Origin of the sequence: Nereida ignava (genome assembly GCF_047114695.1) — a bacterium.
Lineage (GTDB): Bacteria > Pseudomonadota > Alphaproteobacteria > Rhodobacterales > Rhodobacteraceae > Nereida > Nereida ignava.
On record NZ_CP112885.1, the window covers coordinates 2037939 to 2064763 of the forward strand.

Genomic DNA, 26825 nt, shown 5'->3' on the forward strand with positions numbered 1-26825 from the left:
GAGGTAAGAAGATGTCTCAGCGCCCCGTCCGTTCCGTCCTTTATATTCCGGCTTCAAAAGAGCGTGCCCTTGAAAAGGCCAAAGGTTTGGCGTGCGACGCGATCATTTTCGATCTTGAGGACGCAGTTGCCATCGACGAAAAAGTGCCTGCGCGTACTTTGCTGGCCGAAACACTTCCGACAGCCGATTATGGTGCGCGTTTGCGGATTGTACGTGTGAACGGGCTTGATACGACTTGGGGCCGTGACGATGTTTTGAGTGTTTTAGATGCAGATGCGGTTCTGCTTCCCAAAGTGAACTCCGCCGCAGATGTAGATGCCATTGCGGCATTAACGACCTTGCCGATTTGGGCGATGATGGAAACACCTTTGGGTATTCTTAACGCCGCTGAAATTGCCGCTCACCCCCGCCTTGAGGGGATGGTTATGGGCACCAACGATTTGGCAAAAGATCTCAATACGCGTCACCGGCCGGATCGTGAACCGCTGCTTACGTCGCTGCAGATGTGCCTGCTTGCAGCGCGTGCCCACGGGGTCACTATTGTCGATGGGGTTTACAATGCCTTTAAGGATGATGCGGGCCTGAAGATAGAATGTGACCAAGGTCGTGACATGGGATTTGAGGGCAAAACCTTGATTCATCCTGCCCAGCTGGAGGTTGCTAATGCCGCCTTTGCGCCGTCAGAGGCCGACATTGATCTGTCGAAGCGTCAAATCGAAGCGTTTGAACAGGCAGAGCGCGACGGGCAGGGTGTTGCTGTTGTGGACGGAAAGATCGTAGAAAACCTTCATATCGTAACGGCGCGCGCGACACTTGCAAAAGCGCACGCCATTGAGGCAATGAAGGATTAAATAATGGGTCTTCTAATCGCAGGTGTTATTTTGTGGAGTGCTGCGCACTTCTTTAAACGGTTAGCGCCCGCAGCGCGGGCAGCGCTGGGCGATAAAGGACGCCTTTTGGTGACTGCGGCTTTGGGCGCAAGCTTGCTCATGATGATTTTCGGCTACCGAATGGCGGACTTCATCCCTGTTTATACGCCACCGGAGTGGGCGCGCGGTGTGAACAACCTCGCCATGATTGCAGCATTTTATGTTTTTGGGGCGTCTGCCGCAAAGCCCGCGAAAGTCTGGCTTGGTACGAAACTTCGCCACCCACAACTTGCTGCAGTGGCGATTTGGGCGGTGGCACATTTACTGGTCAATGGTGATGCGGCTTCTTTGGTGTTGTTCGGCGGACTGCTGGCATGGGCCCTTGGCGCCATGGCTTTGATCAATCGCGCAGAAGGGCCGTGGGACGTGCCTGCTCAGGCACCAGTGAAAAAGGAAATCACCCTCATCGTGATTACGGTGGTTCTTTATAGTCTTGTTGCGGCTATTCACATCTGGCTGGGTGTGAACCCGTTCGTTTAATTGAAGGTGAAAGCTATGAAACTGTATCGATTTTTGTCCGAAGATGACACGTCTGACTTCTGCCACAAGGTGACAGATGCCTTGAATAAAGGATGGGAGCTTTACGACGGCCCGACCCAAGCATGGGATGCCGCAAACGGAGTGATGCGCTGTGGTCAGGCCGTCACCAAAGAGGTTGAGGGCACATATACGCGCGACACAAAGCTTGGCGAACATTAAGACCAGAAAGGCACTTACATGACCTCAAACAAAACAAACACAGGCCGCTTTTTTGAAGACTATGCGGTCGGTGATGTGATCCGTCATGCGGTGCCTCGAACGCTATCCGGGGGGGAGCGCGCAGTTTACCACGCGCTCTATCCTGCGCGTCACGCGCTTTATTCTTCTGACCAGTTTGCACAATCGTGTGGGCTGCGCGGTAGCCCCATCGATGACATGATCGTTTTTCATACGGTCTTTGGCAAAACCGTACCTGATATCTCTTTGAATGCAGTCGCAAATTTGGGGTATGCTGAGGCATGTTTTTTGAAGCCTGTTTGGGCTGGTGATACGCTGCGGTCTACATCAGAGGTGATCGGCGTTAAGCAAAATTCCAATGGCAAAACTGGTGTGGTCTGGGTCCGTACACGCGGCTTGAACCAGCATGATGATGTTGTGCTGGAATACGTGCGTTGGGTCATGGTGCGCAAAAATAACCTTGATGCACCCGCACCGCAGGCAGTGATACCCGAACTGAGTGATGTCGTCCCAGCAAGCGAGTTGAACGTACCAGCAGGGCTTGATTTCAACGCCTATGATACGGAACTGGCTGGTGAAGCGCACCGGCTTGGTGATTATGCCGTCGGTGAGATCATTGATCACGTTGATGGGGTCACTGTTGAAGAAGCCGAGCATATGCTTGCGACGCGTCTTTGGCAAAACACCGCAAAGGTTCATTTTGACGCCACCAACCGGCCAGATGGTAAGCGGTTGATTTACGGCGGTCACGTCATCTCAATGGCGCGCGCTTTGTCATTTAACGGACTAGCAAATGCGCAAATCATAGCGGGCATCAACTCTGGTGCCCATGCGAATCCGTGTTTTGCAGGCGATACAATACGTGCGTGGTCAGAAGTCTTGGACATCGCACAAACCGCCGTGCAGGGTGTTGGTGCGATCCGGTTAAGGCTTGTGGCTACAAAGGGTGATGCAGGAATTCTACGTGGCGACGACGGGAAATATGCACCAGACGTGCTGCTTGATCTGGATTATTGGGCGCTGATGCCGACTTAGGCGTCTATGAAACCAGAAGCCCCTAAATGTGATCACAGATTTTTCGTGTGTGATCACATTTTTCGAAAAAGATGCGAATTAGGACAATTCGAAGCAGTTTTTCTCCATCTGCGCGCGTGACTCACATTCAAAAAGAGATACAAAGGGGTTAGCCCAGCCGTGCGACCTTTTTTAAGGTGCGCATTGCAAGCCAACGAAGGGAACACCTATGGCCGATGTAAACCGTGGCAATCGCCCGCTTTCGCCGCATTTGGCAATTTACCGTCCTCAGTTGACGTCAATGACGTCGATCCTGACGCGGATTACTGGCAATGCACTTTTGATCTCAACTTTGCTTGTCGTGTGGTGGTTTTTGTCTGCTGCTATTTCCCCAGAGTACTTTGCGTACGCTGACGGTGTTCTGACCAGCTGGTTTGGCGACATTGTGTTGACGCTTTCTGTGTTGGGTCTTTGGTACCACACGCTGGCCGGCCTGCGTCATCTTATCTGGGATATGGGATACGGCCTTGAGGTGGAGCAGGCTGAAAAAATGGGCATCGTCTGCCTCGTTGGATCAGTTGTTCTGACCCTTATCACCGTCCTCGTTGTTTAATCGGAGCGCACAGACATGGCTTATTTGACAGATCGTAAACGCGCCGCTGGACTTGGGGCTGCGAAGACAGGCACAGAACATCATTGGTCCATGATGGTGTCCTCTGTGGCGCTGCTTTTGCTGGTCCCACTATTCGTTTTCACCGTTGGTCCCGTAATCGGCAGTAGCCACGGCGAAATGGTCGCATATTTTGCAAAACCTTTCCCTGCTATTGTAGCAGCACTCACACTAACCGTGGGTTTGATGCACTTTAAGAATGGCGCACAGACCCTTATCGAAGACTACGTACACGGCCCCGCTAAGAAGCTGACAATCATTGGTGTGATTTGTCTCAGCTACGCGGCCGCCGGAACTGCCCTTTTCTCAATCGCGCGCATCGCGCTGTAATATCGGAGCACACTCATGACTGCATACGATTACGAAACACACGAATATGACGTAGTTGTCGTTGGCGCCGGTGGCGCCGGCCTGCGTGCAACGCTTGGTATGGCCGAGCAGGGCCTGCGTACGGCCTGTGTAACCAAGGTTTTCCCAACCCGCTCGCACACAGTTGCAGCGCAGGGTGGCATTGCGGCCTCTTTGTCTAACATGGGTCCTGATAACTGGCAGTGGCATATGTATGACACCGTCAAAGGATCTGACTGGCTGGGTGATACGGATGCGATGGAGTATCTGGCGCGCGAAGCACCCAAGGCCGTTTATGAGCTTGAGCACTACGGTGTGCCTTTCTCACGGACCGAAGAAGGTAAAATTTACCAACGCCCCTTTGGTGGTCACACAACCGAATTCGGTGAAGGCCCGCCCGTGCAGCGTACCTGTGCGGCCGCCGACCGTACTGGTCACGCGATCTTGCACACGCTTTACGGTCAAAGTCTGAAGAACAACGCCGAGTTCTACATTGAGTATTTCGCAATTGACTTGATCATGTCCGATGACGGTCAGTGTCAGGGTGTTCTGTGCTGGAAGCTTGACGACGGAACACTGCACCTGTTCAGCGCGAAGATGGTCGTTCTGGCCACTGGCGGTTATGGCCGTGCATACTTCAGCGCAACGTCTGCCCACACTTGCACTGGTGATGGTGGCGGTATGGTTGCTCGTGCTGGTCTGCCTCTACAGGACATGGAATTTGTTCAATTCCACCCAACTGGTATCTACGGTGCAGGTTGCCTCATCACAGAAGGTGCGCGCGGCGAGGGTGGTTATTTGACCAACTCCGAGGGCGAGCGCTTTATGGAGCGTTACGCGCCAACTTACAAAGACCTTGCCAGCCGTGATGTTGTTTCGCGCTGCATGACGATGGAAATTCGTGAAGGCCGCGGTGTTGGGGCAGAAGGCGATCACATCCACCTTCACCTGAACCACTTGCCAAAAGAAACGCTTGATCTGCGCTTGCCCGGTATTTCGGAATCGGCGCGGATTTTTGCAGGCGTTGACCTGACCAAAGAGCCGATCCCAGTGCTTCCAACTGTGCACTATAATATGGGCGGTATTCCAACGAACTATTGGGGTGAAGTTCTTGCCCCGACCAAAGATAATCCTGACAACGTGGCACCGGGCCTTATGGCCGTTGGTGAAGCAGGTTGTGCGAGTGTTCACGGTGCAAACCGTTTGGGGTCAAACTCACTGATCGACTTGGTTGTGTTCGGTCGTGCCGCTGCGATCCGCGCGGCGGAAGTTGTTGACCCGAAAACGCCTGTCCCAACGCCGAACCAACGTTCTGTAGAAGCTGCGATCAGCCGCTTTGACGGGTTGCGTTATGCCAAAGGTCACGTGCCAACTGCTGAGCTTCGTCTTGATATGCAAAAGACAATGCAGTCAGACGCAGCCGTGTTCCGTACAGACAAAACTCTGGCGGAGGGTGTTGAGAAGATGAACGACGTCGCCGCACGCATGAGCGATGTTCAGGTGACCGATACATCAATGGTTTGGAACTCAGACCTGATGGAAACGCTTGAGCTTGGTAACCTTCTGCCAAACGCAGTTGCTACTGTTGTGGCCGCTGAGGCGCGCAAGGAATCACGCGGTGCACACGCCCACGAAGATTATCCAGATCGTGATGACGAGAACTGGCGCAAGCACAGCCTCGTTTGGTTCGAGGGTATGAAGGCGGGCTTGGGTTATCGCGGTGTTCACCTGAACCCATTGACCAGCCACAACGACGGCGGCATCGACCTGAAGAAAATCGCGCCAAAGGCACGTGTCTACTAATGGTGCGCAGCTTTGCGATAACTTCATTGGCAGGAGGGTCAGCATGATCCGTGCTGCGCTTTGCCTTTCTGCGGTGCTGGCCCTTGGTGCCTGTGACAAAGCCGAGCAGGCCGTCGATAAAGCGGCGCGCACAACGGCCAAAGCCGCTGTGGATGAGGTCCTCGTCACGCAGTTTCTGTTTATCCCGAAGAACCAGATCACCCCCTATTCTGACTGTGTGATCGATAGTGCATCATCTGGTGAAATTCTGTCACTGACCCGCGACGCGATTGGTCAAATCAGTCAGAGCACTTTGAACACGGTTCAAACCATCCTCACACGACCCGAAGCGATTAAGTGTATCGCCGAAGCGGGTCTGACAACTCAAGGCTAAGGAGAAATTCCATGGTTCAACTACGCCTCCCTAAAAACAGCCGCATGACCGCAGGCAAGACTTGGCCCAAGCCTGAAGGCGTGACCAACCTGCGCAAAGTTCAAGTGTACCGTTGGTCGCCTGATGACGATAAAAACCCCGCACTTGATACGTATTGGGTTGATATGGACACCTGTGGACCGATGGTTCTGGATGTTCTGATCAAAATCAAAAACGAGATTGACCCGACACTAGCGTTCCGCCGGTCATGCCGCGAGGGCATCTGTGGATCGTGCGCCATGAACATTGATGGCATCAACACACTTGCGTGTATCTACGGTGCCGATGAAGTGAAGGGTGACATTAAGATTTACCCTCTGCCGCACATGCCTGTTATCCGCGATTTGATCCCTGACCTGACGCACTTTTATGCGCAGCACGCAAGCATCATGCCGTGGCTCGAAACAAAGACGAACCGCCCTGCAAAAGAGTGGCGCCAGTCGATTGAAGACCGCAAGAAGTTGGATGGTTTGTATGAATGCGTAATGTGCGCGTCATGTTCAACCTCGTGCCCATCTTACTGGTGGAACGGCGACAAATACCTTGGGCCAGCAGCATTGTTGCACGCGTATCGCTGGATCATTGATAGCCGCGATGAAGCGACGGGCGAGCGCTTGGATGATCTTGAGGATCCGTTCAAGCTGTACCGCTGCCACACCATTATGAACTGTGCAAAGACCTGCCCGAAGGGGTTGAACCCAGCGAAGGCCATTGCGTCTATTAAGCAAATGATGGTGGAGCGCACCGTCTAGGGTGTCCGTTCAGACTGAGGCAAATAATCAAAAAGCCCCGCCAATTGGTGGGGCTTTTTCTATGTGGTGGCTAAGCTAACGCGTTAGTTGGGAAATGCAGCCTCAAGCGCGATTTCCACCATTTCCCCAAAGCTGCTTTGACGTTCATCAGCAGGAATAGCATCGCCTGTTAGCAGGTGGTCTGACACAGTCATAACGGCCAGTGCCTTACGGCCAAACCGCGCTGCCAAGTTGTAAAGCTCGGCCGCTTCCATTTCGACTGCCAGAATACCGTGGCGTGTCAGCATTTCATTCAGATCAGGGCGCTCGTCGTAGAAGACATCCGACGAGTAGATATTGCCTACATGCACGTTAGAGCCTTTGGCCTGCGCGGCTGTAACCGCCTGTGACAACAGCCCATAGTCTGCGCAGGGGGCAAAGTTCACCTCTTTGAAGACGCCTGTGGACGGGGTGGAAATGGATGAGGCGGTCATCGCTATCACAACGTCACGGATACCAACGTGATGCTGCATTGATCCGGTTGAACCGATGCGGATCAGGTTTTGCACATTATATTCGTTAATCAATTCATGGGCATAGATCGATAGGGATGGCATGCCCATCCCCGAGCCGTGGATCGTAACACGGTTGCCTTTCCACATGCCTGTAAAGCCAAGCATGCCGCGGATTTCGTTGATGCACTTCACGTCATCAAGAAACGTCTCAGCGGCCCATTTGGCGCGCAGTGGATCACCGGGCATCAAAACAGTTTCAGCAATGTCGCCTTTTTGTGCGCCAATATGGTGGGTCATGGTCGTGCTCCGCGTTTGGGTATTTGGCGTTAAACTGCCTTTGCACGCGCTGCTCTACAAGCCCCTCTATTGTGCGGTTATTGTGCCGCGACGTCTTGTGGCTCAACCAACTCTACCAAATCCGTCATAATGCGGTTCAGCTCGAAGTCTTTTGGTGTGTAGACTTTAGCAACACCCATTGCGCGTAAGCGGTCTGCGTCATCCTCTGGAATAATGCCGCCAACGACGACGGGGATGTGCGCAAGTCCGGCGGTGCGTAGCTTCTCCATCAAGTCACCCATAAGCGGAATGTGACTACCAGACAGGATCGACAGACCAATCACATGGGCGTCATCTTCCAAAGCGGCTGACACAATCTCATCAGGGGTGAGGCGGATCCCTTCATAGCTAATGTCCATTCCGCAATCACGGGCGCGTGCTGCGATTTGTTCGGCGCCGTTTGAATGTCCATCAAGACCAGGCTTGCCCACAAGAAACTTAAGGCGGCGGCCCAGTTTGTCACTGACCGCGTCAACGGCGGCACGGATATTCTCAAGGCCTTCGGTCCGGTTGGAGGGGTTTTTGGACACACCAGTGGGCCCGCGGTACTGCCCAAAGGCGGTGCGGACAACATTGCCCCATTCGCCTGTGGTTGCACCGGCTTTGGCCGCTTTGATCGAGGCAGGCATCACGTTGATACCTGTCGCGGCCGCTTGGCGCAGCTCATCAAGTGCTTCTTTAACGGCGCTCTCGTCACGCTCGCTGCGCCATGTATTCAGCCGTTCAATCTGATCCCGCTCTGCGTCCGCATCCGCCACCATAATTGCCTCATCGCCGGCGGTCAGGGGCGAGGGCTCTCCGGTTGTGAATCTGTTGACGCCAACCACAGTGGTTTCGCCTTGCTCAATATCGCCAATCCGTTCTGCGTTGGCTTCGACAAGACGTGACTTCATGTATTCGATCGCTTCAACAGCCCCGCCCATGCCGTCAATCGTCGCAAGTTCTGCGCGGGCGCCCTCTTTCAGGCTTTCCACCTTCCGGTCAACTGCTGGGTTACCGTCAAACAGATCGTCGTATTCCAGAAGGTCCGTTTCAAAGGCCATGATCTGCTGCATGCGCAAAGACCATTGTTGGTCCCAAGGGCGTGGCAGGCCCAATGCTTCGTTCCAAGCGGGCAGTTGAACCGCGCGGGCGCGTGCTTTCTTGGAAAGGGTCACCGCAAGCATTTCTACCAAGATACGGTAGACGTTGTTTTCGGGCTGTTGCTCGGTCAGACCGAGAGAATTCACCTGAACGCCGTACCGGAAACGGCGGAACTTTGGGTCCTCCACGCCGTAACGCTCGCGGCAAATTTCGTCCCACAGGTCTACAAACGCGCGCATCTTGCACATCTCGGTTACAAATCGGATGCCTGCGTTTACGAAAAAGCTGATCCGGCCAACCATGGCGGGGAAGTGTTCGGCGGGGACTTTACCTTTGAGATCGTCAAGTACAGCGGTTGCCGTAGCAAGCGCAAAGGCGAGTTCTTGCTCTGGTGTCGCACCAGCCTCTTGGAGGTGGTATGAGCAAATGTTCATTGGGTTCCATTTTGGCAGATGCTCGCGGGTATAGGCGGCAACATCTGTAATCATACGCATGGAGGGTTTGGGTGGGCAGACGTATGTGCCGCGTGACAGATACTCTTTGATGATATCGTTTTGTACTGTGCCTTGCAGCGCGGAGATGTCCGCGCCTTGTTCTTCCGCAACCGCGATATAGAGCGCCAACAACCACGGTGCCGTGGCGTTGATCGTCATCGATGTGTTCATCTGATCTAGCGGGATATCATCAAACAGGGCACGCATGTCCCCAAGATGGGCCACTGGCACGCCAACTTTGCCAACTTCGCCCCGGGACAGTTCGTGGTCACTATCATACCCTGTTTGTGTCGGCAGATCGAAAGCAACAGAAAGCCCCGTCTGTCCTTTTGCCAAGTTCCCACGGTACAGCGCATTAGATGCTTTTGCCGTTGAGTGGCCTGCATATGTCCTGAACAGCCAAGGGCGATCTTTGGTTCTGTCTTGAGTGGCGTTGGTCATGGCAGGCTCCACAGTTGGCTGTTGGCCCAAAGGGGCCGAATCTAGTTGCGCAATAAAATTACACACATGTGGGGTTTATCGGACACAATATACTTCTGTCAATCCGCTGCGCCGCAGCATGTGGGCATTTACCCCGCCGCAGCAACATGCGAGTTATAGATATGTTTGAAACAGTTGCTCTGCCCGCTTGGGTTCTCGTTCTGATCGGCATCGCAGCTGCTATCTCTATCGGAGAGCGGCTCCTGTTTCCTTCTGTTCGGTGGTTTTTGCGCAAACGTGCAGAGCGGGTTGTAGCGAAAGTAAACGAGCGGCTGACCCGCCCTATCCAACCTTTCAAGCTGGCGCGCCGCGCTGATATGATCCAACGGCTGACGTATGATCGTGATGTATTGGCGGCTGTGTCAGAATATGCCTCTGAGGAAGGGATGCCTGATGAGGTGGCCTTAGAAATGGCCCGCAGATACGCCCGCGAAATTGTTCCCTCATTCAGTGCGACAGCGTATTTTGGTGTGGGCATTCGGGTGGCACGTTGGCTTGGCAATACGCTGTATCACGTACGTCTTGGCCATGTTGAGCGCGCTGAGATTGATCAGGACGCTACGGTCGTGTTCATCATGAACCACCGCTCCAACATGGATTACATGCTGGTCACTTACTTGGCGGCTGATGCTTCTGCGTTGTCTTATGCGGTCGGTGAGTGGGCGCGCGTCTGGCCCCTGTCACGACTAATCCGTTCAATGGGTGCGTATTTTATCCGGCGCCGTTCACGTAATGCGCTCTACCGGCGCGTTCTTGCGCGGTATGTGCAAATGGCTACGGAGAATGGTGTGACGCAGGCAGTGTTTCCTGAGGGCGGTCTAAGCCTTGATGGGAAAGTGGCGGCGCCCAAGCTGGGGCTGTTGAACTACATTATTGAAGGGTGGACCCCCGAAAGCCGTGATGTGGTTTTTGTACCGGTTGCGTTGAATTACGACCGGATACTTGAGGACCGCATTCTTATTTCAGCGGGCCAACGGGGTGACCGTAAGTTTAACGCCCGCATGTCCGTAGTGGGTGGCTTCATTTTAAAGCACGTATGGCTTCGTATTTGTCGGCGCGCGTATAAATTTGGTGTTGCGAGCGTCAGCTTTGGCAAGCCGCTGTCTTTGCGTGAATTTGCAACACATCATGCGGAGTTGCCGCGTACATTGGGCCGCGAACTGATGACGCGGATTGAAAACGTAATGCCTGTCCTTCCGATCCCTGTCTTGAGCACTGTCTTGCTGGAGGTCACGGATGGTGCAACCCGTGCTGAACTTGAGCTGGCCGTCACCAAATACTTTGCAGGCCTTGATGCTGACACCGCGCACAACGTGTCCTGTGGTGATGCAGCGTCAATTGTTGCTGAAGGCTTGAAGGTCATGACGGCCCGCCGCTTGATTACACAGACTGGTACAATCGTCCGAGTGAAAGACGATCAACGCCATATTCTTGAGTATTATGCGAACTCTATCGTGCATGTGCAGCGTAGAAATGTAGGAAATGCTGCGACTGCTGGGTTATAAAATTACCAATATATATAAAAAATAGTTGCTATATTACCTTTGCGATCATATTCAAAGGGGTGTCGACAGTGATTCTGCGCTGCGGCACCTGACATTTGGAACGGAGACCGCGCAATGGCTTTGGATACTAACAGCAACTTGATTTCATATGATGCGGTCGAGAAAGAGCTCTACGAAGTGGGTGAAATCCCCCCGATGGGCTTTGTTCCGCCAAAGATGTACTCATGGGCTATTCGTCGCGAACGTCACGGCAACCCTGATAGCGCGATGCTTCAGGAAGTGGTCGATGTCCCCACGCTGGATAGCAACGAAGTGTTGGTTCTCGTGATGGCTGCCGGCATTAACTACAACGGTGTCTGGGCCGCCCTCGGCGTGCCAATCAGCCCGTTTGATGGTCACAACCAGCCCTATCATATTGCGGGTTCTGATGCGTCGGGCATTGTTTGGGCTGTGGGTGATAAAGTGACGCGCTGGAAAGTTGGCGACGAAGTTGTGATCCATTGCAACCAAGATGATGGCGATGATGAGGAGTGTAACGGCGGTGATCCGATGTACTCGCAAAGCCAACGGATTTGGGGATATGAGACACCTGACGGCTCGTTCAGCCAGTTCACGCGGGTGCAATCGCAACAATTGATGCCGCGTCCAAAGCATCTGACGTGGGAGGAAAGCGCTTGCTACACTCTTACGCTTGCCACTGCGTACCGGATGCTGTTTGGCCACGCGCCTCATGATCTTAAGCCGGGTCAGAACGTTCTTGTTTGGGGCGCATCTGGTGGGCTTGGATCCTACGCGATCCAACTAATTAAGACTGCTGGTGCCAACGCAATCGGCGTTATCTCGGACGAAAGTAAACGCGATTTCGTGATGTCACTGGGTGCCAAGGGCGTTTTGAATCGCAATGACTTTGATTGCTGGGGCCAGATGCCAACAGTTAACACACCTGAATATGCCGAGTGGTTCCGTGCCGCGCGTAAGTTTGGTGCTGCGATTTGGCAGATTACCGGCAAAGGTAACAACGTAGATATGGTGTTCGAGCACCCTGGTGAGTCCACCTTCCCGGTCTCGACCTTCGTGTGCAAGAAAGGTGGTATGGTCGTGATTTGTGCTGGCACGACTGGCTTCAACATGACCTTTGACGTCCGTTATATGTGGATGCACCAAAAGCGTCTTCAGGGCTCGCACTTTGCGCACCTCAAGCAAGCGGCTGCAGCGAACCAATTGATGGTAGAGGAACGTCTTGACCCTTGCATGTCGGAAGTTTTTGAATGGAACGACCTGCCAGAGGCGCACATGAAAATGCTCCGGAACGAGCATAAGCCGGGCAATATGTCCGTATTGGTTCAAGCGCCAAAGACCGGTCTGCGGACGCTGATCGATACGGTTGAGGCCGGAAAGTAACCTTTATAGCGGTTTGCAGGCTCCCCCTGCGCGCCGAATCGAAGCCCAATGCCATGAAGGTGTTGGGCTTCTTTCGTTTTGAACGACTTAGATTTAACTGCCTCACTATATCTGGGGAGCTAGGATGCGCGAATTTCATATAAAATAAATACAAGTTAAAGTTGTGTTTATGTGAGATTAACTATTTTAGGATGAGTGTAGATGCAGAATGAATGGATATTAGACGTCCTCGTAGATCTTCGTGTTTTCGCCCGTTCCAATGGTTTGGGGCGCTTGGCTGAGCATCTTGATGACGTCGCTTTGATTGCGGCAAGTGACATCTTGGCCGCCAGGGGAGACGCACTCAATGAGTGGGGCACTGGAGAGTATCGTGAACGACCTCGAGCAAGCGAACACGCTTGAGGATTTTCAACGGATTACCGAGAACCTTCGGGATTATTACAAATTAGATCATTTTATTTACCATTGGGTTAATTCGGTTGGTGAGCGCTTTGGAGCAGGCACCTACAGTACCGAGTGGGTCGATCGGTACGTCGAAAAGGACTACCTGCGGATGGACCCCGTTATCCTTGGCGCGCTACAGCGATTTCATCCGCTAAATTGGAAAGACCTTGATTGGTCCAGTAAGGGGGCCAAAGCGTTTTTGCGCGAGGCCATTGAATACGGTGTAGGCAATCAAGGGCTGTCCGTTCCGGTGCGTGGGCCGTCTGGTCAGTTTGCTTTATTGTCGTGCAACGCGAACACCAACGATGAGGCATGGGCAGAATTTATTGATTTAAATCAGCAGTCTCTGATCATTATCGCCCATAAGTTTAATGAGCGTGCCCTCGATTTTGACACAGGCTTTGATAACACAATCGTAAATCTTTCGCCCCGTGAACTTTCAGCGATGGCGCTGCTTGCAAGGGGATACTCACGCTCTCAGGCGGCTCATGATTTGCAGATTTCAGAGCACACGCTTCGGGTCTATGTTGAGGGCGCGCGTCATAAACTGGGGGCGCTTAACACCACCCATGCGGTTGCTCGTGCGCTGACCAAAGGATTGATCGTCGTATAGCGCAAACACGCCCTTTGGTGTTGCGTTCGGCGCTCTGCCGCCGCGCGTTGGCGTAAGCAGCCTTTAACAGGCCTAAACACATGATGAGGCGATCTTCCTGTCCGGTTTGCGACAGGAGCCACCTTCATCATTGATAGGACGCCCGCATGCTTCGCTACATCTACGCAGATCAGCTCGACCAATTTCCACGCCTTGCACAGACCATGTTCCGGGATAGGGCGGTTCAGTTCAAAGACCGTCTTGGATGGGAAGTAAGCGTCGATCATAACGGGCATGAGCGTGACGAGTACGACGACATGTGCCCGCTCTATGTCATTTGGGAACTGCCCGATGGCACCCACGGGGGCTCAATGCGGTTCTTGCCGACAACAGGCCGGACCATGGTGCATGACCATTTTGCCCACCTTACCGGTGGAGTGCATATCGAAAGCCCGCTTATTTGGGAATGTACGCGGTTCTGCATCAGCCCGCGCGCAGATGACACGCGTTCCTGTGCGGCGGCATTGGTGCTTGGGGCAGGCGAGGTCATGCAACGCTTTTCTTTGCGCCACTACATTGGTGTTTTTGACCCGCGGATGGCGCGGATTTATCGTTTATACGGTGTAAGCCCTGATATCATCGGGCAGGCGGGCTCGGGTGCGGGCGAAATTTGCGTAGGCCTTTGGCAGATGCAAGATGAGGCCTGGGCAAAGACGTATGCACGCTTGGGCATTGAGGCAGCAACGTCGGCTCAGTGGTTCAAGGCGTCTTTGCAAACGTTAAATGCAAAAACTCCAGCCCAAGCTGAGACAGCCACTGGCAGCGACTGGTGCGCCGATATAGTGTCGCGGCATGAGCACACCCAGCATCCAGTTTTCTGAAGACCAAGCCCACGCATTTGACAGCATTTCTGATCTGTTGAAGCGCGTGGGCGTCGATATTGAAAACGATGTGGTGCTGCCGCCACAAGACAGTAAATCCAGCGTGATGGCCGTGATCGGCAAGGCTGGCAGCGGTAAAACACTGCTGCTGGCCGAATTGTACCGTGCCATTGAAGCCGCCGGTGTTGAGGTTGTTTCAGGCGATTACGAGTCCCGTAAATCAAAAGACAAACGCACGCTGGCCATTCTTGCCCCCACCAACAAAGCTGCAAGTGTGCTACGTAACCGCGGTGTTCCCGCAACGACGATCCACCGGATCTTGTACACGCCCATGTATGATCCGGAGTATGAAAAAATTGCTGAATGGTTGGCAGGCAACACGCTTGAGCGGCCTGACGTAGAAGACCTGACGGATTTGGCGCTTGATCGCGCGTGGGCATATTATCAGACCAACAAATCAATACCGGGTGCGCTTGCTGCGGCGGGCTTGCGCGGATCTGATTTTATTACGGGCTGGAAACGGCGTGAGAACCCCCTTGATATTGGGTTCATCGATGAATCTTCGATGTTGGACGCTAAGCAGTACGAAGACCTTCAGGAAATTTTCCCAACGCTTGTGTTGTTTGGCGATCCCGCACAGCTTGCACCCGTTAATCAGTCTGGTGGGATGGTGTTTGATGGTCTTAAGGGGCCACGCAAGCTTGAGCTGAGCCGTGTCCACCGGCAAACTAAAGACAATCCCATTCTTGATTTGGCCCATGCGCTGGCGGACCCGTCGCTTGAGTTTCATCACTTTGAACAGATGGTGAAAGACGCCTCCCAAAAAGATGATCGGGTCGTATGGGCCGAGCGGGTGAATTGCGATTTGATGGCTCGCTCGCCGTGTCTTGTGTGGCGTAACGCGACGCGGATCAAACTGATCAATGCGTTTCGCGGCGCTTACAGCGCGCCCGAAGAAGAGCTGCTGGAAGGTGAGCCGCTTATTTGTGATGGTATTGAATTGCCCATGAAGCACCGCAAAAAGCGGCTCGATCTTGAGGCGCGAGGTCTGATTAAGGGCGCGCAGGTCATCTATATGGGCCTTGGCCGCAAGCCTGGCTTTTCACGCCTGCACGTCATGGGGGCAGAGGACCCGCAGGTGAGTGCCGCGTCAATTATGAAGTTAGAAAAGCCCGGCGAGGAAGAACCTGTCATTCCGTTTGCTGCCCGCATGGGCGCTACTTTTCTCCACGGTGCTGCGGTGACAATTCACAAGGCGCAGGGCTCGCAATGGGATGAAGTGCAGGTGTTTGCGCCAGATATTTTTGTTGCCGCGCGCATGGGCCGTTCTGAGGCGGGGCAGCCGCTGTGGAAGCGCTTGGCATATGTTGCAATCACGCGTGCAGAGACTCGCCTCCATTGGTGTGTACGTGCTGCGTTGGCCCGTCCCAAGGGGCCGCTGATCATTGATGATTTGCCGAGCAAGCCCGCACCGCTTACCCTTGAAGCTGAACCTTTGGAGGCAAACTCATGAAGTCGATTATCATTACTGGTGCGAGCAGCGGCATTGGCGCAGTAACAGCACGCTATTTCTTGCAGAACGGTTGGCGCGTTGGTCTGATGGCGCGTACGGTATCTGCATTGGAAGGCATAGCAGATGGCCATGAGAACGCCGTTTGTCTACCGTGTAGCGTGACTGATGAAGCAGCGGTTGATGCTGCGTTTGAAACCTTTTTAGGCAATCACCGTTTAGATGTTTTGTTCAATAACGCGGGCCAGTTTGGGCCGCAAATGAGCATTGATGAAATCCAGCTGGCCGATTGGCAGGCGACCGTTGATGTGAACTTAACGGGGATGTTTTTGTGTGCCCGTGCTGCGTTTCGAACCATGCGGCACCAATCCGATCAGGGCGGTCGGATCATCAACAACGGCTCGATCAGTGCGCATACCCCGCGCGAAGGGTCGACGTGTTACACGACAACAAAACACGGCGTTTCTGGTCTGACCAAGACGATCACGCTTGATGGGCGTCCGTTTGGCATTGCTTGCGGTCAAATTGATATTGGTAATGCCCGTACAGATTTAGTGGCGAACCTTGAAGTAAAGCGCGCGGCCGAAGGCTTGCCACCATTGCCGACAATGGCAGTTGAAGATGTGGCGAAGTCCGTCTTTCACATGGCCAGTTTGCCAGAGGAAGCCAACGTCCAAACCATGATGGTGATGGCCAGCGCAATGCCTCATATCGGGCGCGGCTGACGATATTGGATACCGTTTTCTTATCGTTGGAACACACGGAAAATTGCTGATGCACCCCAGCCGGCACTGATTGCAATGATCAGCGACAAGATGCCGTAGTAGAACGGTTGTTGGCGTGACAGGTTGTACATCCAACGTTCAAGCCCCGCTTTGCGCACATCAAGAACAGTGCTGTAGGTTGAGATGACTTTTTTGTCTTTCAACAGAAAAACGCTGACTTCGTAGGCACCTTCAACAAGGTTGGCGGGCAACTCAACGTCTGTGCGGAACAACGTATTGTCGATTAGTGCGGCATCCCATTCGCGCAATTGGTATTTGTTGGCGTCTTGGCGGATGCGCATCAAAGCTTCGGTGAATAGCGCCACATCGTTTTCGCCATGGCCCTCTGCGCTTGGCTTGATGACGCGGGGTAGGGTGATCTCGTAATAGCGATCGGCCTCTTCACCCAAGATATCTGCGATGGGGCGCGTTGTTTCGATCGCGTAAAACGATGGCGCTGCGTCGACCTCAACGGTTGCGGCGTTCACCCATATGCCAAAGCGGCGGTCTTTGCGGTAAACTGTGGTTGCTTGATCGGGGCCCTTTACGGTGACGATCAAGTCAAGCTTGGCTTCTTGCGTCACCGCACTTTCGTGCTTGATTGCACCAAAAACCAAAATGTCTGAGCCATCGAAGGTTGTTGTAATGGCCACTTCGCTCTCGGACAGGCCAAGTACTAAGTTCTGCGCAGCGGCCGGTGTCGCCAGCAAAAGCGCGATGAGAAAAGCACGTAGCATCTAGTGCCCTCCCAAGCCGATAGAATACAGTTCCGACGGGGTCAGCAGAAGATCCAGTGCAAGCTTGGAACAGACGCCAAGCACCATCAGTGCTAGCAAAATACGCAGCTGCTCTGCCTTCATCTTGGCGCCGATCCGCGTGCCGATCTGTGCGCCGATAACGCCGCCGACCAACAGCAAAACCGCCAGCATCATATCCACGGTATAGTTTGTTGTGGCGTGCAACATTGTGGTGAACGCGGTTACAAAGATAATCTGAAAAAGGGATGTACCCACAACGACTTTGGTAGGCATGCCAAGCAGATAAATCATCGCAGGCACCATGATAAAGCCACCGCCAACACCCATGATTGCTGCCAGAATACCCACGACAACACCAACGATCACAGGCGGGATCACACTAATATAGAGGCCCGAGACGCGGAACTTCATCTTGAACGGCAGCGCGTGAATCCACGTGTGGTTCTTACGTTTGCGCGGTGCCGTACCCGCAGGGGCGTTGGTGCGGCGGATTGCGTTGAGGCTTTCGATAAACATCAAGCCGCCAACAACGCCCAAAAAGACGACGTAGCAAAGCTTTACCAGCAGATCGACTTGTCCCAAGGACTTCAGGTAGTTGAAAACAACCACACCCAGTGCAGCGCCGATCAGGCCACCCACAAGCAGTACGGTGCCCATCCTGAAATCAACGGTTTTTCGTTTGAAATGCGCAAGCACACCAGAGAACGACGAGGCTACAATCTGGTTTGCTTCAGTGGCCACAGCAACTGCGGGCGGGATGCCGATAAAGAACAGCAAGGGGGTCATCAGAAAACCACCACCCACGCCAAACATCCCTGACAAGATACCGACGATGCCGCCGAGACCTAACAACAGAAATGCGTTAACGGAAACTTCCGCGATGGGCAGGTAGATTTGCATGGCTTCCCTTCAACCTATTCTGGCCTGACTTCAACCGCCAAATTGAAAGGCACTATGAGTCCAGTTGTCTTACCGCTCTTTCACATATGGCGCGCCGCCAGCCCGTGGGGGAATGGCTTTGCCCACAAATCCGGCCAAGATCACGACTGTCAAAATGTACGGTAATGCGTCAAGCAATTGGATTTGCACTTTGAACCCAAACGCAGCGGTCAAAAGATCAGGACGCAAGGCGATCGCTTGTAGATAGCCAAACAGCAGACACGCGGCCAATGCGTACCACGGCCGCCACTTGGCAAAGATCAGCGCGGCAAGGGCGATGTAGCCACGACCTGCGGTCATATCTTTGACGAAACCTGCCTGCAGCGCTGTCGCCAAATAGGCACCCGCAAGCCCGCACAAGACACCGCAAATCAGGACTGCCGCATAGCGCAGACCAACCACGGAAACGCCTGCAGTATCGACCGCGGCGGGGTTCTCGCCGACGGCGCGTAGGCGCAGGCCGAAGCGTGTGCGAAACAGGACCCACCAGGTCAGGGGCACCATTGCGATTGCCACATAAACCAACAGAGCGTGCCCGCCGATTAGGCTAGCGTAGACCGGTCCTGCAACGGGCACGGGCATGAAGGTTTCGGCGAATGGAAATTCAATTGGGTTGAACCGCGCAGCGCCCTCAAGCTGGGGCGTACGCCCGCCTTGTTTGAACCAGCTTTGCGCAATTAAAACGGTCATGCCTGCAGCGAGAAAATTGATTGCCACGCCAGAGATCAGTTGGTTGCCACGGAATGTGATCGAGGCCAGCCCGTGGATGATCGACAAGGTGACTGAGGCCAAAATACCGGCCCCAAGCCCAAGCCACACAGAGCCTGTGTTGAAGCTGATCGCGGCAGAAAAGAACGCGGCAATCAACATTTTGCCTTCAAGGCCGATGTCAAAAATACCCGCACGTTCGCTGAACAGTCCTGCAAGGCACGCCAACAACAAGGGTGTGGCCAAGCGGATTGATGTCTCAAGAACGGGGACGGAAAAGAGGTTCAGAAAATCCCACATTATGCTGCTCCCTCTTTGCGCATCATCAAGAATATTTTCTCAAGGGGCATGCGGATCATGTTGTCGAGCGCCCCTGTGAACATGATGACTAGGGCCTGAATGACGATGATCAACTCACGGGGGATGTTCGTCCAAAGCGCCAGTTCTGCACCCCCCTGATACAAAAAGCCAAACAAGATCGCGGCAAGAAGCACCCCAAGCGGGTGGCTGCGGCCCATCAATGCCACCGCGATGCCGATGAAACCTGCGCCCTCGACACTGCCTAACACCAGACGCTCTGCCTCGCCCATGACGTTGTTGATCGCCATGCAGCCCGCCAATGCGCCCGAGATGATCATTGAGATCATGATAATTTTGGTGGGGCTGATACCCGCGTATTTCGCAGCGCTTTCGCTTTCGCCGTAGGCGCGAATTTCAAAGCCCAGACGGGTCCGCCAGATCAAGAACCAAACGGCGACGCAGGCCAGCAAACTGACGAAAAAGCTGACGTTTGCGGGTGCGCCACGGAACACTGGCTTTTCACCCCAGCTGAACAAATCTTGGAAGGTCGGAAGGTGCGTAGTGGCTGCAAACTTTGCGGTTGCCGGATCCATCGCACCTGAGGGTTTGAGCATACCCACCAACAGGTAGTTCAAAAGCGCTGCTGCAATGAAGTTGAACATGATTGTGGTGATAACAATGTGGCTGCCCCGTTTGGCCTGTAAATATGCTGGGATCGCGGCCCAAATTGCGGCAAAGGCAGCAGCGCCGATAATCGCTACGGGCAAAGCCAGTGCCCAGTGCGGGAACGGAATATAAAGACATACCAATGCCACGCCCAAACCGCCAAGCATGGCCTGTCCCTCGCCGCCAATGTTGAACATGCGCGCATGAAACGCGACCGATACGGCAAGGCCTGTGAAAATAAAGTTGGTCGCGTAATAAAGCGTGTAGCCCCAGCCGTAGGTCGAACCAATAGCGCCTTCGACCATGAGCTTTGCAGCCGCAACAGGGTCCTCACCGATGGCAAGGATCACAAGCGCCGAAAGTACTGCGGCAAGAATAAGTGAAATAAGAGGGACCAAAACCGCGTCGGCCCACTTTGGGATCACATCCATGCTCTAGCCCTCCTGTGCTGCGTTTTGAGGCTGCATGGCGGCTGCCTCACGAGTCATGCCAGCCATCATCAGGCCCAGCTCTTTTTCGTCTGTCTCATCGGGCAAACGTTCGCCCATTATTTGGCCGTCAAACATGACAGCAATCCGGTCAGATAGCGCGAGGATTTCCTCCAACTCGACCGAGACCAGCAAGATCGCTTTGCCTTGATCGCGCAGGGCGACGATTTGTTGGTGGATGAATTCGATTGCACCAATGTCCACACCGCGGGTGGGTTGACCGATCAGCAACAAGTCCGGGTTGCGCTCAATCTCGCGGGCCAGAACGATTTTTTGTTGGTTGCCTCCCGAAAAGGATTTGGCCGCCAGCTTTGGATTGGGCGGGCGCACGTCGAAGCGGTCCATCTTTTCTTCAGTGTCTTGGCGTAGTGCGGCGTTGTCCATCATCAGGCGGCTGCGGTTGTAGCGGTCATCGTGATGATACCCGAAGCCGGTGTTTTCCCACGCGGCAAAATTCATAATTAGGCCTTCGCGTTGCCTGTCTTCGGGAACGTGCGCAATGCCCCGTGCGCGCCGTGACTGTCCGTCTGAATGGCGTCCCGTCAGATCAATTTCAGCGCCGTTCAGTTTGACTGAACCTTCGCCGGATTGGATGCCGCCCAAGACTTCAAGCAACTCTGACTGTCCGTTGCCAGCCACGCCAGCAATGCCCAATACCTCGCCTGCGCGCACAGTCAAATCAATGCCCTTGAGGCGATGAACGCCTTTGTCATCTGTGACGTTAAGGCCTTTTACTTCAAGGACAGCCTCGCGCGGTTTTGCGGGTGTTTTATCAACGCGCAGCAACACTTTGCGGCCTACCATCAGCTCGGCCAGTTGTTGCGGGCTTGTCTCAGATGTCTTGACCGTGGCGGTCATTTCACCGCGCCGCATCACGCTGACGGTATCGGTGACATCCATAATTTCACGCAGCTTGTGTGTGATGAGGATAATCGTTTTTCCTTCGGCCTTCAGGCGCTGCAGAATGCGGAAAAGCTGATCTGCCTCTGCGGGGGTTAGCACACCCGTTGGCTCATCAAGGATCAAAATGTCCGCTTGCCGGTAAAGCGCCTTAAGGATTTCCACGCGCTGCTGCATCCCCACGCCGATTTCTTCAATCAAGGCATCAGGATCCACGTTCAAGCCGTATTCATCCGCAAGGTTAATCAGCTCTTTGCGCGCTTTGCGCAGTGACGGGCCAAGGCTCCAGCCATCTTCTGCGCCCAATACAACATTCTCAAGAACTGTAAAATTTTCAACGAGTTTAAAGTGCTGGAACACCATCCCAATGCCTGCGGCAATCGCGGCTTGGCTGTCAGGAATTTCTGTTTTTCGGCCGCTGATGAAAACCTCGCCTTTGTCGGCTTTGTAAAAGCCGTAAAGGATGCTCATCAGAGTTGATTTGCCTGCGCCATTTTCACCGATAATCCCGTGGATTGTGCCGGGCATTACGCGAATTGAAATGTCTTTGTTGGCTTGCACCGGTCCAAAGGCTTTTGAGATGCCCTTAAGTTCGATGGCGGGAGCAATATCAGTCATCAGAAATGAACGCCTGCGTTGTCTGAATAGGAAAGGGCCGCGCAGATTGTCTTCCGCGCGGCCCGATAGGTATTACGTCTTAGAAGTCCAGCGCAGGGCAGGATTCGTCTGACATGTAGTCATGCACTTTGATGTCGCCGCTTATGATTTTGTCAGCCGCTGCATATGTCTCAGACAGCATCGCGTAAGTTACGAGGCCTTCGTTGTTCTCATCGAGCGCAACGCCAACACCACGGTTTGACAGGTCCATGACATTGAAGCCTGTTTCCATGTCTGTGCCGTCAAGCATCGCGTTGTAGACAGCATTGTCCACGCGCTTGAGCATTGATGTAAGAACTTTTCCTGGGTGCAGGTAGTTTTGGTTGCTGTCCACGCCGATAGACAAAATGCCTTCGTCAGCTGCGGTCTGCAGAACACCCAGACCGGTGCCGCCTGCCGCTGCATAAACAACGTCAGAACCTTGGCTGATTTGCGCTTTGGTCAGCTCGGAACCTTTTACCGGATCGTTCCACGCCGCACCAGTTGTGCCGGTCATGTTGGAGATCACTGTGATGTCAGCGTTTGCTGCTTTTGCGCCTTGCGCATAGCCACACGCAAAGCGGCGGATCAGCGGAATGTCCATGCCACCGATGAATGAAACTGTGCCAGTTTCAGATGCGTTCGCCGCCATGATGCCCGCAAGGTATGAACCTTCGTGCTCGTTGAATACAACAGAGCGAACGTTTGGCTGGTCTACAACCATGTCGATGATCGCAAATTTTGTGTCAGGGTAGTCAGGTGCAACTTCGCTTAGTGCTGAGCCGAACGCGAAACCTGCCATGACGATTGGGTTAGCACCGGATTCCGCAAAGCGGCGCAGAGCTTGCTCGCGCTGTGCGTCTGACTGCAATTCGATCTCTTTGAATGTGCCACCAGTTTCTTCGGCCCAACGTGATGCGCCATTGAACGCAGCTTCGTTGAACGATTTGTCGAACTTGCCGCCCAAATCGAAAATGATCGCAGGATCAGCAACAGCAGCAGTTGCGGTCAGAGCAAGACCAGTTGCGGCGCTCATCAGTTTCGTCATGATTGTCATGAGTATCTCCCCAAGGATTTCTAAATCGAGACGAGGCACGCCAAATCGCAGATTTCATTGTCGCCCTCGCAGAGCGCAGGCCATGCCAAATTGGCAACCCACACCCTTATGAGCGACAGTAAGCGGCAGGGCGCGCGGGGGGTCAAGTGCGATTCATATTTCCGTAACGTGTAGCCGCAGCTAGCGCATAAAAATGTGCGTTAAATAGGCAATTTACGCTGCATTACGATAGCATCGAGAGCCTCACCACCAGATGTTGGGGTGTAGTAGGCTTTGCGGCGACCAACATGCAGGTAGCCGAGGCTTTCATACAGCGCCAACGCGCCTAGATTCGGTGCAGCCACTTCAAGAAATATCTGCACTGCGCCGCGCGTTTGCAATTGAGAATGAAGGCTGTCCATCACGGCTTTGGCGTGGCCTTGTCGTAGGTGATCCGGATGGGTCGCGATGGTCAAAAGTTCCGCCTCATCTGCGATGATCCGAGAAAGGGCAAAACACTGCGCGTCGCCGACCACAAAACAAGTGGGGCTTTCAATCAGGTCAGAAAACTCATGTGCCGACCACGGACGGGTTAACTCAAAAGCCGCGGCGTGCGTTTGGGCCATGGCCTCTGGCGTAAGTTGGGTTTTGGGGGATACAGGCGTCGTCATTGCCTATGCCAAAATGCGCGGGGGCGTGTCTCGTGAGGGGGCGGCATCAGCTGGGCGCATATAAAATGGCTTCGGCGGGGCGTCTTGGGGCGATTTCGCAGCGGTAAGCTTTGCGATTGCCACAGCAATTTGATGCGCTGCAGTCTGCGCCGTAACAGTTGCGATTCCATCTGGGTTCGCGCCTTGGGCATCCGTGAAAACTGGTTCTGTTGGATCTGTGTCAAAGCGCTGGGCGTAGACGTTGCCGCGCTTTGCATCCACAAGCGACACAAATGGCTGCGGGGCATCAAGCGCGTAGGCTTCAAGCGCGGTCACGCCAATTGCTGGAACCCCAAGCGACAACGCCAAACCGCGCGCTGCAGAAACGGAAATGCGAATGCCCGTGAAATTTCCGGGCCCCGTGCCCACGCCTATACGTGTGATGTCGGCATAGGTCGCGCCGGCCTCTGCAAGCGCGTCCTCAATCTTGGGAAATAGCTGTTCGGCTTGGCCTTTTGCCATTTCGTCGAACGAGGCGGCACAAACGGTATCGCCGTCCAAAAGGCAGACGGCGATATGTGGGCCAGAGGTGTCGAAGGCGAGGATCACGCGGCGACTGGGCGCACTTCTATCACCTCGGGGATATAGTGGCGCAACAAGTTCTCAATGCCCATTTTAAGGGTCAGCGTAGATGATGGGCATCCCGCGCAAGCACCTTGCATGTGCAGATATACGATGCCGCGATCAAAGCCGTGGAACGTAATATCACCACCATCTTGGGCAACTGCCGGACGCACGCGCGTGTCGAGAAGTTCCTTAATCTGGCCAACAATCTCGCCGTCTTCGCCAGTATGTTCAGCGTGACCAGACGAGGTGTTTTCGCCTTCCATAACAGGTTGACCGGACTGGAAATGCTCCATGATCGCGCCAAGAAGGGCTGGCTTCAGGTGATCCCACTCGGCGTCATCAGCTTTGGTCACTGTCACAAAGTCCAGACCGAAGAACACAGCCGTTACACCTTGCACCGCGAAAAGACGCGTGGCCAGCGGCGATGAGGCCGCGGCTTCTGGGGTCGTGAAATCTGCCGTACCCATATCGAGCACTTCTTGTCCCGGGAGGAACTTCAACGTGGCAGGGTTTGGCGTAGACTCGGTTTGAATGAACATCGGAAAGGTCTCCTTTGCATCAGATATGCGATCGCTGCGCCATTTAGTCAATAGTTTAGAATGGTTCTAAAACGTAATTTAAGTGATCGCTTCCAGCTTTTCTTTGCTGATGTCGCCGGGAACAATCGTCATTGGCACGGGAAGCGCGCCTGCGTTTTTGGTCATTTGCGTGACAAGCGGGCCAGGGCCTTTTTTGTCTGTCGCTGCGCCCAACACCAAAATACCGACTTCTGGATCATCCATAATCTGCTGGACGATTTCTTCGGACGGGCGGCCTTCACGGATCACCAATTCTGGCTCAATCGAGAGTTTGTCGCGCATCCATTTGGCGTAGACCTCAAAATGCACTTCGATCCGCTCGCGGGCTTCGGCGCGCATGATGTCGGCAACACCGATCCAGTGGTTGAACTCCTCTGGTGGAATGACCGAGAGGATTTCCACGCCGCCACCAGTTTTGGACGCACGCATGGCCGCAAACCGCATTGCGTTGAGGCATTCGCGACTGTCGTCCAAGACAACAAGGAACTTACGCATAATCTTTCCCCTCCCTCGGGATGCTAACCGATGCGATCATGACCGCAGTGCACGTCGCTGGCAATCGAAAGATGTGACTATTTGTAATGCGCGCGCCGATCACCAAAGGTGCGTACCCTTTTTCGCCACGTGCGGTAGCTTGATGTTTTGAGGTTTGAGCGCATCAACGCTTTGACCTCTTTGTCCTTCAGACCGTATTCGCGTTCGATATCGGCAAATGCAGTGTGATCGGAGAGGGCCATTTCAATGATGGCGCTGATGTCGGCTTCGGAAAGGTCTGTCATGAAGCCAGACATAAGGCGCCTGTTCCATGTGCCAAGGGGGTGGTGTGCGTTAGCGGACCATCCCCACAATTTCGAGTGTTTTTGCAAGAATTGGCGCTGCAATCTCACGGCCCCGTTCTGCACCGCGGGCCAGAATGCGGTCGATCTCGGCTTGGTCTTCCATCAATCGTGACATTTCAGTGCCGATGGGGGCAAGCTTTTCAACAGCCAGATCGGCCAGCACAGGCTTGAACGTGCCAAACTGAGAGCCAGCATGCTGGTCCAGCACCTGCTGTGGGGTGATTTCGGCCAAAGCGGCATAGATGTTCACAAGATTGCGCGCATCTGGGCGCTCGTCCAACCCATCAAGCGCTTCGGGAAGCGGTTCGGGATCTGTTTTGGCCTTGCGGATCTTTTTGGCAATCGCGTCGGCGGTATCTGTCATGTTGATCCGGCTCAGGTCAGACGGGTCAGACTTTGACATTTTCTTGGTGCCATCGCGCAATGACATCACACGGGTGGCGGCCCCTTCAATCACCGGTTCGGTGATTGGGAAAAAGTCGACGCCGTAGTCGTGGTTAAATTTGGCGGCAATGTCGCGGGTCAGCTCAAGGTGTTGTTTTTGATCTTCGCCCACAGGCACGTGCGTGGCGTGATAAACCAGAATATCTGCGGCCATCAGGGCAGGGTAGGCAAACAACCCAAGCGAGGCTTGTTCTGCGTTTTTGCCCGCTTTGTCTTTCCACTGGGTCATGCGGCCCATCCAGCCCATGCGCGCCACGCAGTTGAAAATCCATCCCAGTTGCGCGTGCTCGGGGACTTGGGATTGGTTGAACAAAACGGATTTCTCGGGATCAATGCCGCTGGCGATGAAGCCTGCGCAAAGCTCGCGTGTGTTATGAGCAAGATCTTTGGGGTCTTGGGCGACAGTGATCGCGTGCAAATCCACCATGCAGTAAATCGTTTCGTGGGTGCCGGCGTCTTGCATGTCCACAAAGCGTTTCATCGCGCCAAGGTAGTTGCCAAGGGTCAACCCACCAGATGGCTGGATGCCGGAAAAGACGCGTGGGGTGAACTGTGACGTGCTCATGACTGACATTCCATCTGGTGCAAAACTGTCGCAGCGATTACCTATGACACAGCAATCCGTCA

29 protein-coding genes are annotated in these 26825 nt (G+C 54.0%); 15 read left to right on the forward strand and 14 right to left on the reverse strand.

The features are described 5' to 3' along the window. Positions 1-11 precede the first annotated feature (11 nt). The 9 genes from OLX08_RS10075 (at position 12) to OLX08_RS10115 (ending at position 6645) form a co-directional block, all read left to right on the forward strand. Complete coding sequence (locus tag OLX08_RS10075; RefSeq protein WP_391481204.1) at positions 12-851, forward strand: HpcH/HpaI aldolase/citrate lyase family protein; 840 nt, start codon at positions 12-14, stop codon at positions 849-851. Between the two features lie 3 nt (positions 852-854). Beyond that, positions 855-1409: an NnrU family protein gene (locus OLX08_RS10080; protein WP_391481205.1), complete on the forward strand. Its 555-nt coding sequence runs from the start codon at positions 855-857 to the stop codon at positions 1407-1409. Between the two features lie 15 nt (positions 1410-1424). Continuing rightward, positions 1425-1628, forward strand: coding sequence for a DUF1737 domain-containing protein (locus OLX08_RS10085; RefSeq protein WP_391481206.1), 204 nt, complete (start codon positions 1425-1427; stop codon positions 1626-1628). Between the two features lie 18 nt (positions 1629-1646). Then, a complete protein-coding gene (locus OLX08_RS10090; protein WP_391481208.1) occupies positions 1647-2681 on the forward strand; it encodes a MaoC family dehydratase in 1035 nt (344 codons plus the stop codon). A 208-nt stretch (positions 2682-2889) separates the two neighbouring features. Then, the gene (gene sdhC / locus OLX08_RS10095) at positions 2890-3273 is read left to right on the forward strand and encodes a succinate dehydrogenase, cytochrome b556 subunit (RefSeq protein WP_048599243.1); all 384 of its coding nucleotides are present in this window, start codon (positions 2890-2892) and stop codon (positions 3271-3273) included. Positions 3274-3288: 15 nt separating this feature from the next. After that, entirely contained in the window at positions 3289-3660 is a 372-nt protein-coding gene (sdhD, locus tag OLX08_RS10100; protein ID WP_048599244.1) for a succinate dehydrogenase, hydrophobic membrane anchor protein, read from the forward strand. Positions 3661-3675: 15 nt separating this feature from the next. Continuing rightward, the gene (gene sdhA / locus OLX08_RS10105; RefSeq protein WP_048599245.1) at positions 3676-5481 is read left to right on the forward strand and encodes a succinate dehydrogenase flavoprotein subunit; all 1806 of its coding nucleotides are present in this window, start codon (positions 3676-3678) and stop codon (positions 5479-5481) included. A 43-nt stretch (positions 5482-5524) separates the two neighbouring features. After that, entirely contained in the window at positions 5525-5854 is a 330-nt protein-coding gene (locus OLX08_RS10110; RefSeq protein WP_391481209.1) for a hypothetical protein, read from the forward strand. A gap of 11 nt (positions 5855-5865) precedes the next feature. Continuing rightward, on the forward strand, positions 5866-6645 hold the full coding sequence (locus tag OLX08_RS10115; RefSeq protein WP_048599247.1) for a succinate dehydrogenase iron-sulfur subunit: 780 nt from the start codon (positions 5866-5868) through the stop codon (positions 6643-6645). A gap of 83 nt (positions 6646-6728) precedes the next feature. Here OLX08_RS10115 and deoD read toward each other — a convergent pair whose 3' ends face one another. After that, positions 6729-7436, reverse strand: a complete 708-nt coding sequence (gene deoD / locus OLX08_RS10120) for a purine-nucleoside phosphorylase (protein WP_391481211.1) — start codon at positions 7434-7436, stop codon at positions 6729-6731. Between the two features lie 77 nt (positions 7437-7513). Beyond that, entirely contained in the window at positions 7514-9523 is a 2010-nt protein-coding gene (locus tag OLX08_RS10125; protein WP_391483239.1) for a methylmalonyl-CoA mutase family protein, read from the reverse strand. A gap of 116 nt (positions 9524-9639) precedes the next feature. Here OLX08_RS10125 and OLX08_RS10130 point away from each other — a divergent pair, with 116 nt between their 5' ends. The 6 genes from OLX08_RS10130 to OLX08_RS10155 all read left to right on the forward strand — a co-directional run bounded on the left by OLX08_RS10130 (position 9640) and on the right by OLX08_RS10155 (position 16590). Continuing rightward, the gene (locus OLX08_RS10130) at positions 9640-11037 is read left to right on the forward strand and encodes a 1-acyl-sn-glycerol-3-phosphate acyltransferase (RefSeq protein ID WP_412535653.1); all 1398 of its coding nucleotides are present in this window, start codon (positions 9640-9642) and stop codon (positions 11035-11037) included. Between the two features lie 114 nt (positions 11038-11151). Then, complete coding sequence (gene ccrA, locus OLX08_RS10135) at positions 11152-12438, forward strand: crotonyl-CoA carboxylase/reductase (protein WP_048599250.1); 1287 nt, start codon at positions 11152-11154, stop codon at positions 12436-12438. Positions 12439-12784: 346 nt separating this feature from the next. After that, positions 12785-13495 carry a helix-turn-helix transcriptional regulator gene (locus OLX08_RS10140; protein ID WP_391481214.1) on the forward strand — a complete coding sequence of 237 codons (711 nt, stop codon included), beginning with the start codon at positions 12785-12787 and terminating at the stop codon, positions 13493-13495. A gap of 146 nt (positions 13496-13641) precedes the next feature. Beyond that, the gene (locus tag OLX08_RS10145; RefSeq protein WP_391481216.1) at positions 13642-14355 is read left to right on the forward strand and encodes an acyl-homoserine-lactone synthase; all 714 of its coding nucleotides are present in this window, start codon (positions 13642-13644) and stop codon (positions 14353-14355) included. Then, a complete protein-coding gene (locus OLX08_RS10150; RefSeq protein WP_391481217.1) occupies positions 14327-15868 on the forward strand; it encodes an ATP-dependent DNA helicase in 1542 nt (513 codons plus the stop codon). Before OLX08_RS10145 ends, OLX08_RS10150 begins: the two co-directional genes overlap by 29 nt. Then, on the forward strand, positions 15865-16590 hold the full coding sequence (locus OLX08_RS10155) for an SDR family oxidoreductase (RefSeq protein WP_391481219.1): 726 nt from the start codon (positions 15865-15867) through the stop codon (positions 16588-16590). The genes OLX08_RS10150 and OLX08_RS10155 overlap by 4 nt, the downstream gene beginning before the upstream one ends. 20 nt (positions 16591-16610) lie before the next feature. Here the strand turns inward: OLX08_RS10155 and OLX08_RS10160 are convergent, their stop codons facing one another. From OLX08_RS10160 to trpS, 12 genes are all read right to left on the reverse strand, one after another. Beyond that, positions 16611-17366: a TIGR02186 family protein gene (locus OLX08_RS10160; RefSeq protein WP_391481220.1), complete on the reverse strand. Its 756-nt coding sequence runs from the start codon at positions 17364-17366 to the stop codon at positions 16611-16613. Beyond that, entirely contained in the window at positions 17367-18287 is a 921-nt protein-coding gene (locus tag OLX08_RS10165) for a sulfite exporter TauE/SafE family protein (protein ID WP_048599255.1), read from the reverse strand. A 69-nt stretch (positions 18288-18356) separates the two neighbouring features. After that, the gene (locus tag OLX08_RS10170; protein WP_341245817.1) at positions 18357-19334 is read right to left on the reverse strand and encodes an ABC transporter permease; all 978 of its coding nucleotides are present in this window, start codon (positions 19332-19334) and stop codon (positions 18357-18359) included. After that, positions 19334-20431 carry an ABC transporter permease gene (locus tag OLX08_RS10175; RefSeq protein WP_341245818.1) on the reverse strand — a complete coding sequence of 366 codons (1098 nt, stop codon included), beginning with the start codon at positions 20429-20431 and terminating at the stop codon, positions 19334-19336. Before OLX08_RS10175 ends, OLX08_RS10170 begins: the two co-directional genes overlap by 1 nt. Positions 20432-20434: 3 nt before the next feature. Next, positions 20435-22006, reverse strand: a complete 1572-nt coding sequence (locus OLX08_RS10180) for an ABC transporter ATP-binding protein (RefSeq protein WP_391481223.1) — start codon at positions 22004-22006, stop codon at positions 20435-20437. 79 nt (positions 22007-22085) lie between these two features. Then, positions 22086-23081, reverse strand: coding sequence for a BMP family lipoprotein (locus OLX08_RS10185; protein ID WP_391481225.1), 996 nt, complete (start codon positions 23079-23081; stop codon positions 22086-22088). 200 nt (positions 23082-23281) lie between these two features. After that, entirely contained in the window at positions 23282-23731 is a 450-nt protein-coding gene (locus OLX08_RS10190) for a GNAT family N-acetyltransferase (protein WP_391481227.1), read from the reverse strand. 3 nt (positions 23732-23734) lie between these two features. Next, positions 23735-24319: a tRNA (adenosine(37)-N6)-threonylcarbamoyltransferase complex dimerization subunit type 1 TsaB gene (gene tsaB / locus OLX08_RS10195; RefSeq protein WP_391481229.1), complete on the reverse strand. Its 585-nt coding sequence runs from the start codon at positions 24317-24319 to the stop codon at positions 23735-23737. Continuing rightward, the gene (locus OLX08_RS10200; RefSeq protein ID WP_048599260.1) at positions 24316-24876 is read right to left on the reverse strand and encodes a NifU family protein; all 561 of its coding nucleotides are present in this window, start codon (positions 24874-24876) and stop codon (positions 24316-24318) included. Before OLX08_RS10200 ends, tsaB begins: the two co-directional genes overlap by 4 nt. Positions 24877-24954: 78 nt before the next feature. Next, the gene (locus tag OLX08_RS10205) at positions 24955-25410 is read right to left on the reverse strand and encodes a universal stress protein (RefSeq protein WP_048599261.1); all 456 of its coding nucleotides are present in this window, start codon (positions 25408-25410) and stop codon (positions 24955-24957) included. Positions 25411-25487: 77 nt separating this feature from the next. Then, positions 25488-25694 (reverse strand): TIGR03643 family protein, encoded by a 207-nt coding sequence (locus tag OLX08_RS10210; RefSeq protein ID WP_048599284.1) that lies wholly within the window; start codon positions 25692-25694, stop codon positions 25488-25490. A 49-nt stretch (positions 25695-25743) separates the two neighbouring features. Beyond that, positions 25744-26763: a tryptophan--tRNA ligase gene (trpS, locus tag OLX08_RS10215; RefSeq protein ID WP_048599262.1), complete on the reverse strand. Its 1020-nt coding sequence runs from the start codon at positions 26761-26763 to the stop codon at positions 25744-25746. Positions 26764-26825: the final 62 nt, after the last annotated feature.

Bases quoted from the DNA above. Each gene is read 5' to 3' on its own strand.
- deoD (WP_391481211.1), bottom strand. From the start codon at position 7,436: ATGACCCACCATATTGGCGCACAAAAAGGCGACATTGCTGAAACTGTT.
- OLX08_RS10115 (WP_048599247.1), top strand. From the start codon at position 5,866: ATGGTTCAACTACGCCTCCCTAAAAACAGCCGCATGACCGCAGGCAAG.
- OLX08_RS10140 (WP_391481214.1), top strand. From the start codon at position 12,785: ATGAGTGGGGCACTGGAGAGTATCGTGAACGACCTCGAGCAAGCGAAC.
- OLX08_RS10075 (WP_391481204.1), top strand. From the start codon at position 12: ATGTCTCAGCGCCCCGTCCGTTCCGTCCTTTATATTCCGGCTTCAAAA.
- OLX08_RS10180 (WP_391481223.1), bottom strand. From the start codon at position 22,006: ATGACTGATATTGCTCCCGCCATCGAACTTAAGGGCATCTCAAAAGCC.
- OLX08_RS10210 (WP_048599284.1), bottom strand. From the start codon at position 25,694: ATGACAGACCTTTCCGAAGCCGACATCAGCGCCATCATTGAAATGGCC.
- OLX08_RS10085 (WP_391481206.1), top strand. From the start codon at position 1,425: ATGAAACTGTATCGATTTTTGTCCGAAGATGACACGTCTGACTTCTGC.
- ccrA (WP_048599250.1), top strand. From the start codon at position 11,152: ATGGCTTTGGATACTAACAGCAACTTGATTTCATATGATGCGGTCGAG.
- OLX08_RS10145 (WP_391481216.1), top strand. From the start codon at position 13,642: ATGCTTCGCTACATCTACGCAGATCAGCTCGACCAATTTCCACGCCTT.
- OLX08_RS10080 (WP_391481205.1), top strand. From the start codon at position 855: ATGGGTCTTCTAATCGCAGGTGTTATTTTGTGGAGTGCTGCGCACTTC.
- sdhA (WP_048599245.1), top strand. From the start codon at position 3,676: ATGACTGCATACGATTACGAAACACACGAATATGACGTAGTTGTCGTT.
- trpS (WP_048599262.1), bottom strand. From the start codon at position 26,763: ATGAGCACGTCACAGTTCACCCCACGCGTCTTTTCCGGCATCCAGCCA.
- OLX08_RS10150 (WP_391481217.1), top strand. From the start codon at position 14,327: ATGAGCACACCCAGCATCCAGTTTTCTGAAGACCAAGCCCACGCATTT.
- OLX08_RS10185 (WP_391481225.1), bottom strand. From the start codon at position 23,081: ATGACAATCATGACGAAACTGATGAGCGCCGCAACTGGTCTTGCTCTG.
- sdhC (WP_048599243.1), top strand. From the start codon at position 2,890: ATGGCCGATGTAAACCGTGGCAATCGCCCGCTTTCGCCGCATTTGGCA.
- OLX08_RS10175 (WP_341245818.1), bottom strand. From the start codon at position 20,431: ATGGATGTGATCCCAAAGTGGGCCGACGCGGTTTTGGTCCCTCTTATT.
- OLX08_RS10155 (WP_391481219.1), top strand. From the start codon at position 15,865: ATGAAGTCGATTATCATTACTGGTGCGAGCAGCGGCATTGGCGCAGTA.
- OLX08_RS10090 (WP_391481208.1), top strand. From the start codon at position 1,647: ATGACCTCAAACAAAACAAACACAGGCCGCTTTTTTGAAGACTATGCG.
- OLX08_RS10165 (WP_048599255.1), bottom strand. From the start codon at position 18,287: ATGCAAATCTACCTGCCCATCGCGGAAGTTTCCGTTAACGCATTTCTG.
- sdhD (WP_048599244.1), top strand. From the start codon at position 3,289: ATGGCTTATTTGACAGATCGTAAACGCGCCGCTGGACTTGGGGCTGCG.
- OLX08_RS10130 (WP_412535653.1), top strand. From the start codon at position 9,640: ATGCGAGTTATAGATATGTTTGAAACAGTTGCTCTGCCCGCTTGGGTT.
- OLX08_RS10205 (WP_048599261.1), bottom strand. From the start codon at position 25,410: ATGCGTAAGTTCCTTGTTGTCTTGGACGACAGTCGCGAATGCCTCAAC.
- OLX08_RS10160 (WP_391481220.1), bottom strand. From the start codon at position 17,366: ATGCTACGTGCTTTTCTCATCGCGCTTTTGCTGGCGACACCGGCCGCT.
- OLX08_RS10200 (WP_048599260.1), bottom strand. From the start codon at position 24,876: ATGTTCATTCAAACCGAGTCTACGCCAAACCCTGCCACGTTGAAGTTC.
- OLX08_RS10170 (WP_341245817.1), bottom strand. From the start codon at position 19,334: ATGTGGGATTTTCTGAACCTCTTTTCCGTCCCCGTTCTTGAGACATCA.
- OLX08_RS10190 (WP_391481227.1), bottom strand. From the start codon at position 23,731: ATGACGACGCCTGTATCCCCCAAAACCCAACTTACGCCAGAGGCCATG.
- OLX08_RS10110 (WP_391481209.1), top strand. From the start codon at position 5,525: ATGATCCGTGCTGCGCTTTGCCTTTCTGCGGTGCTGGCCCTTGGTGCC.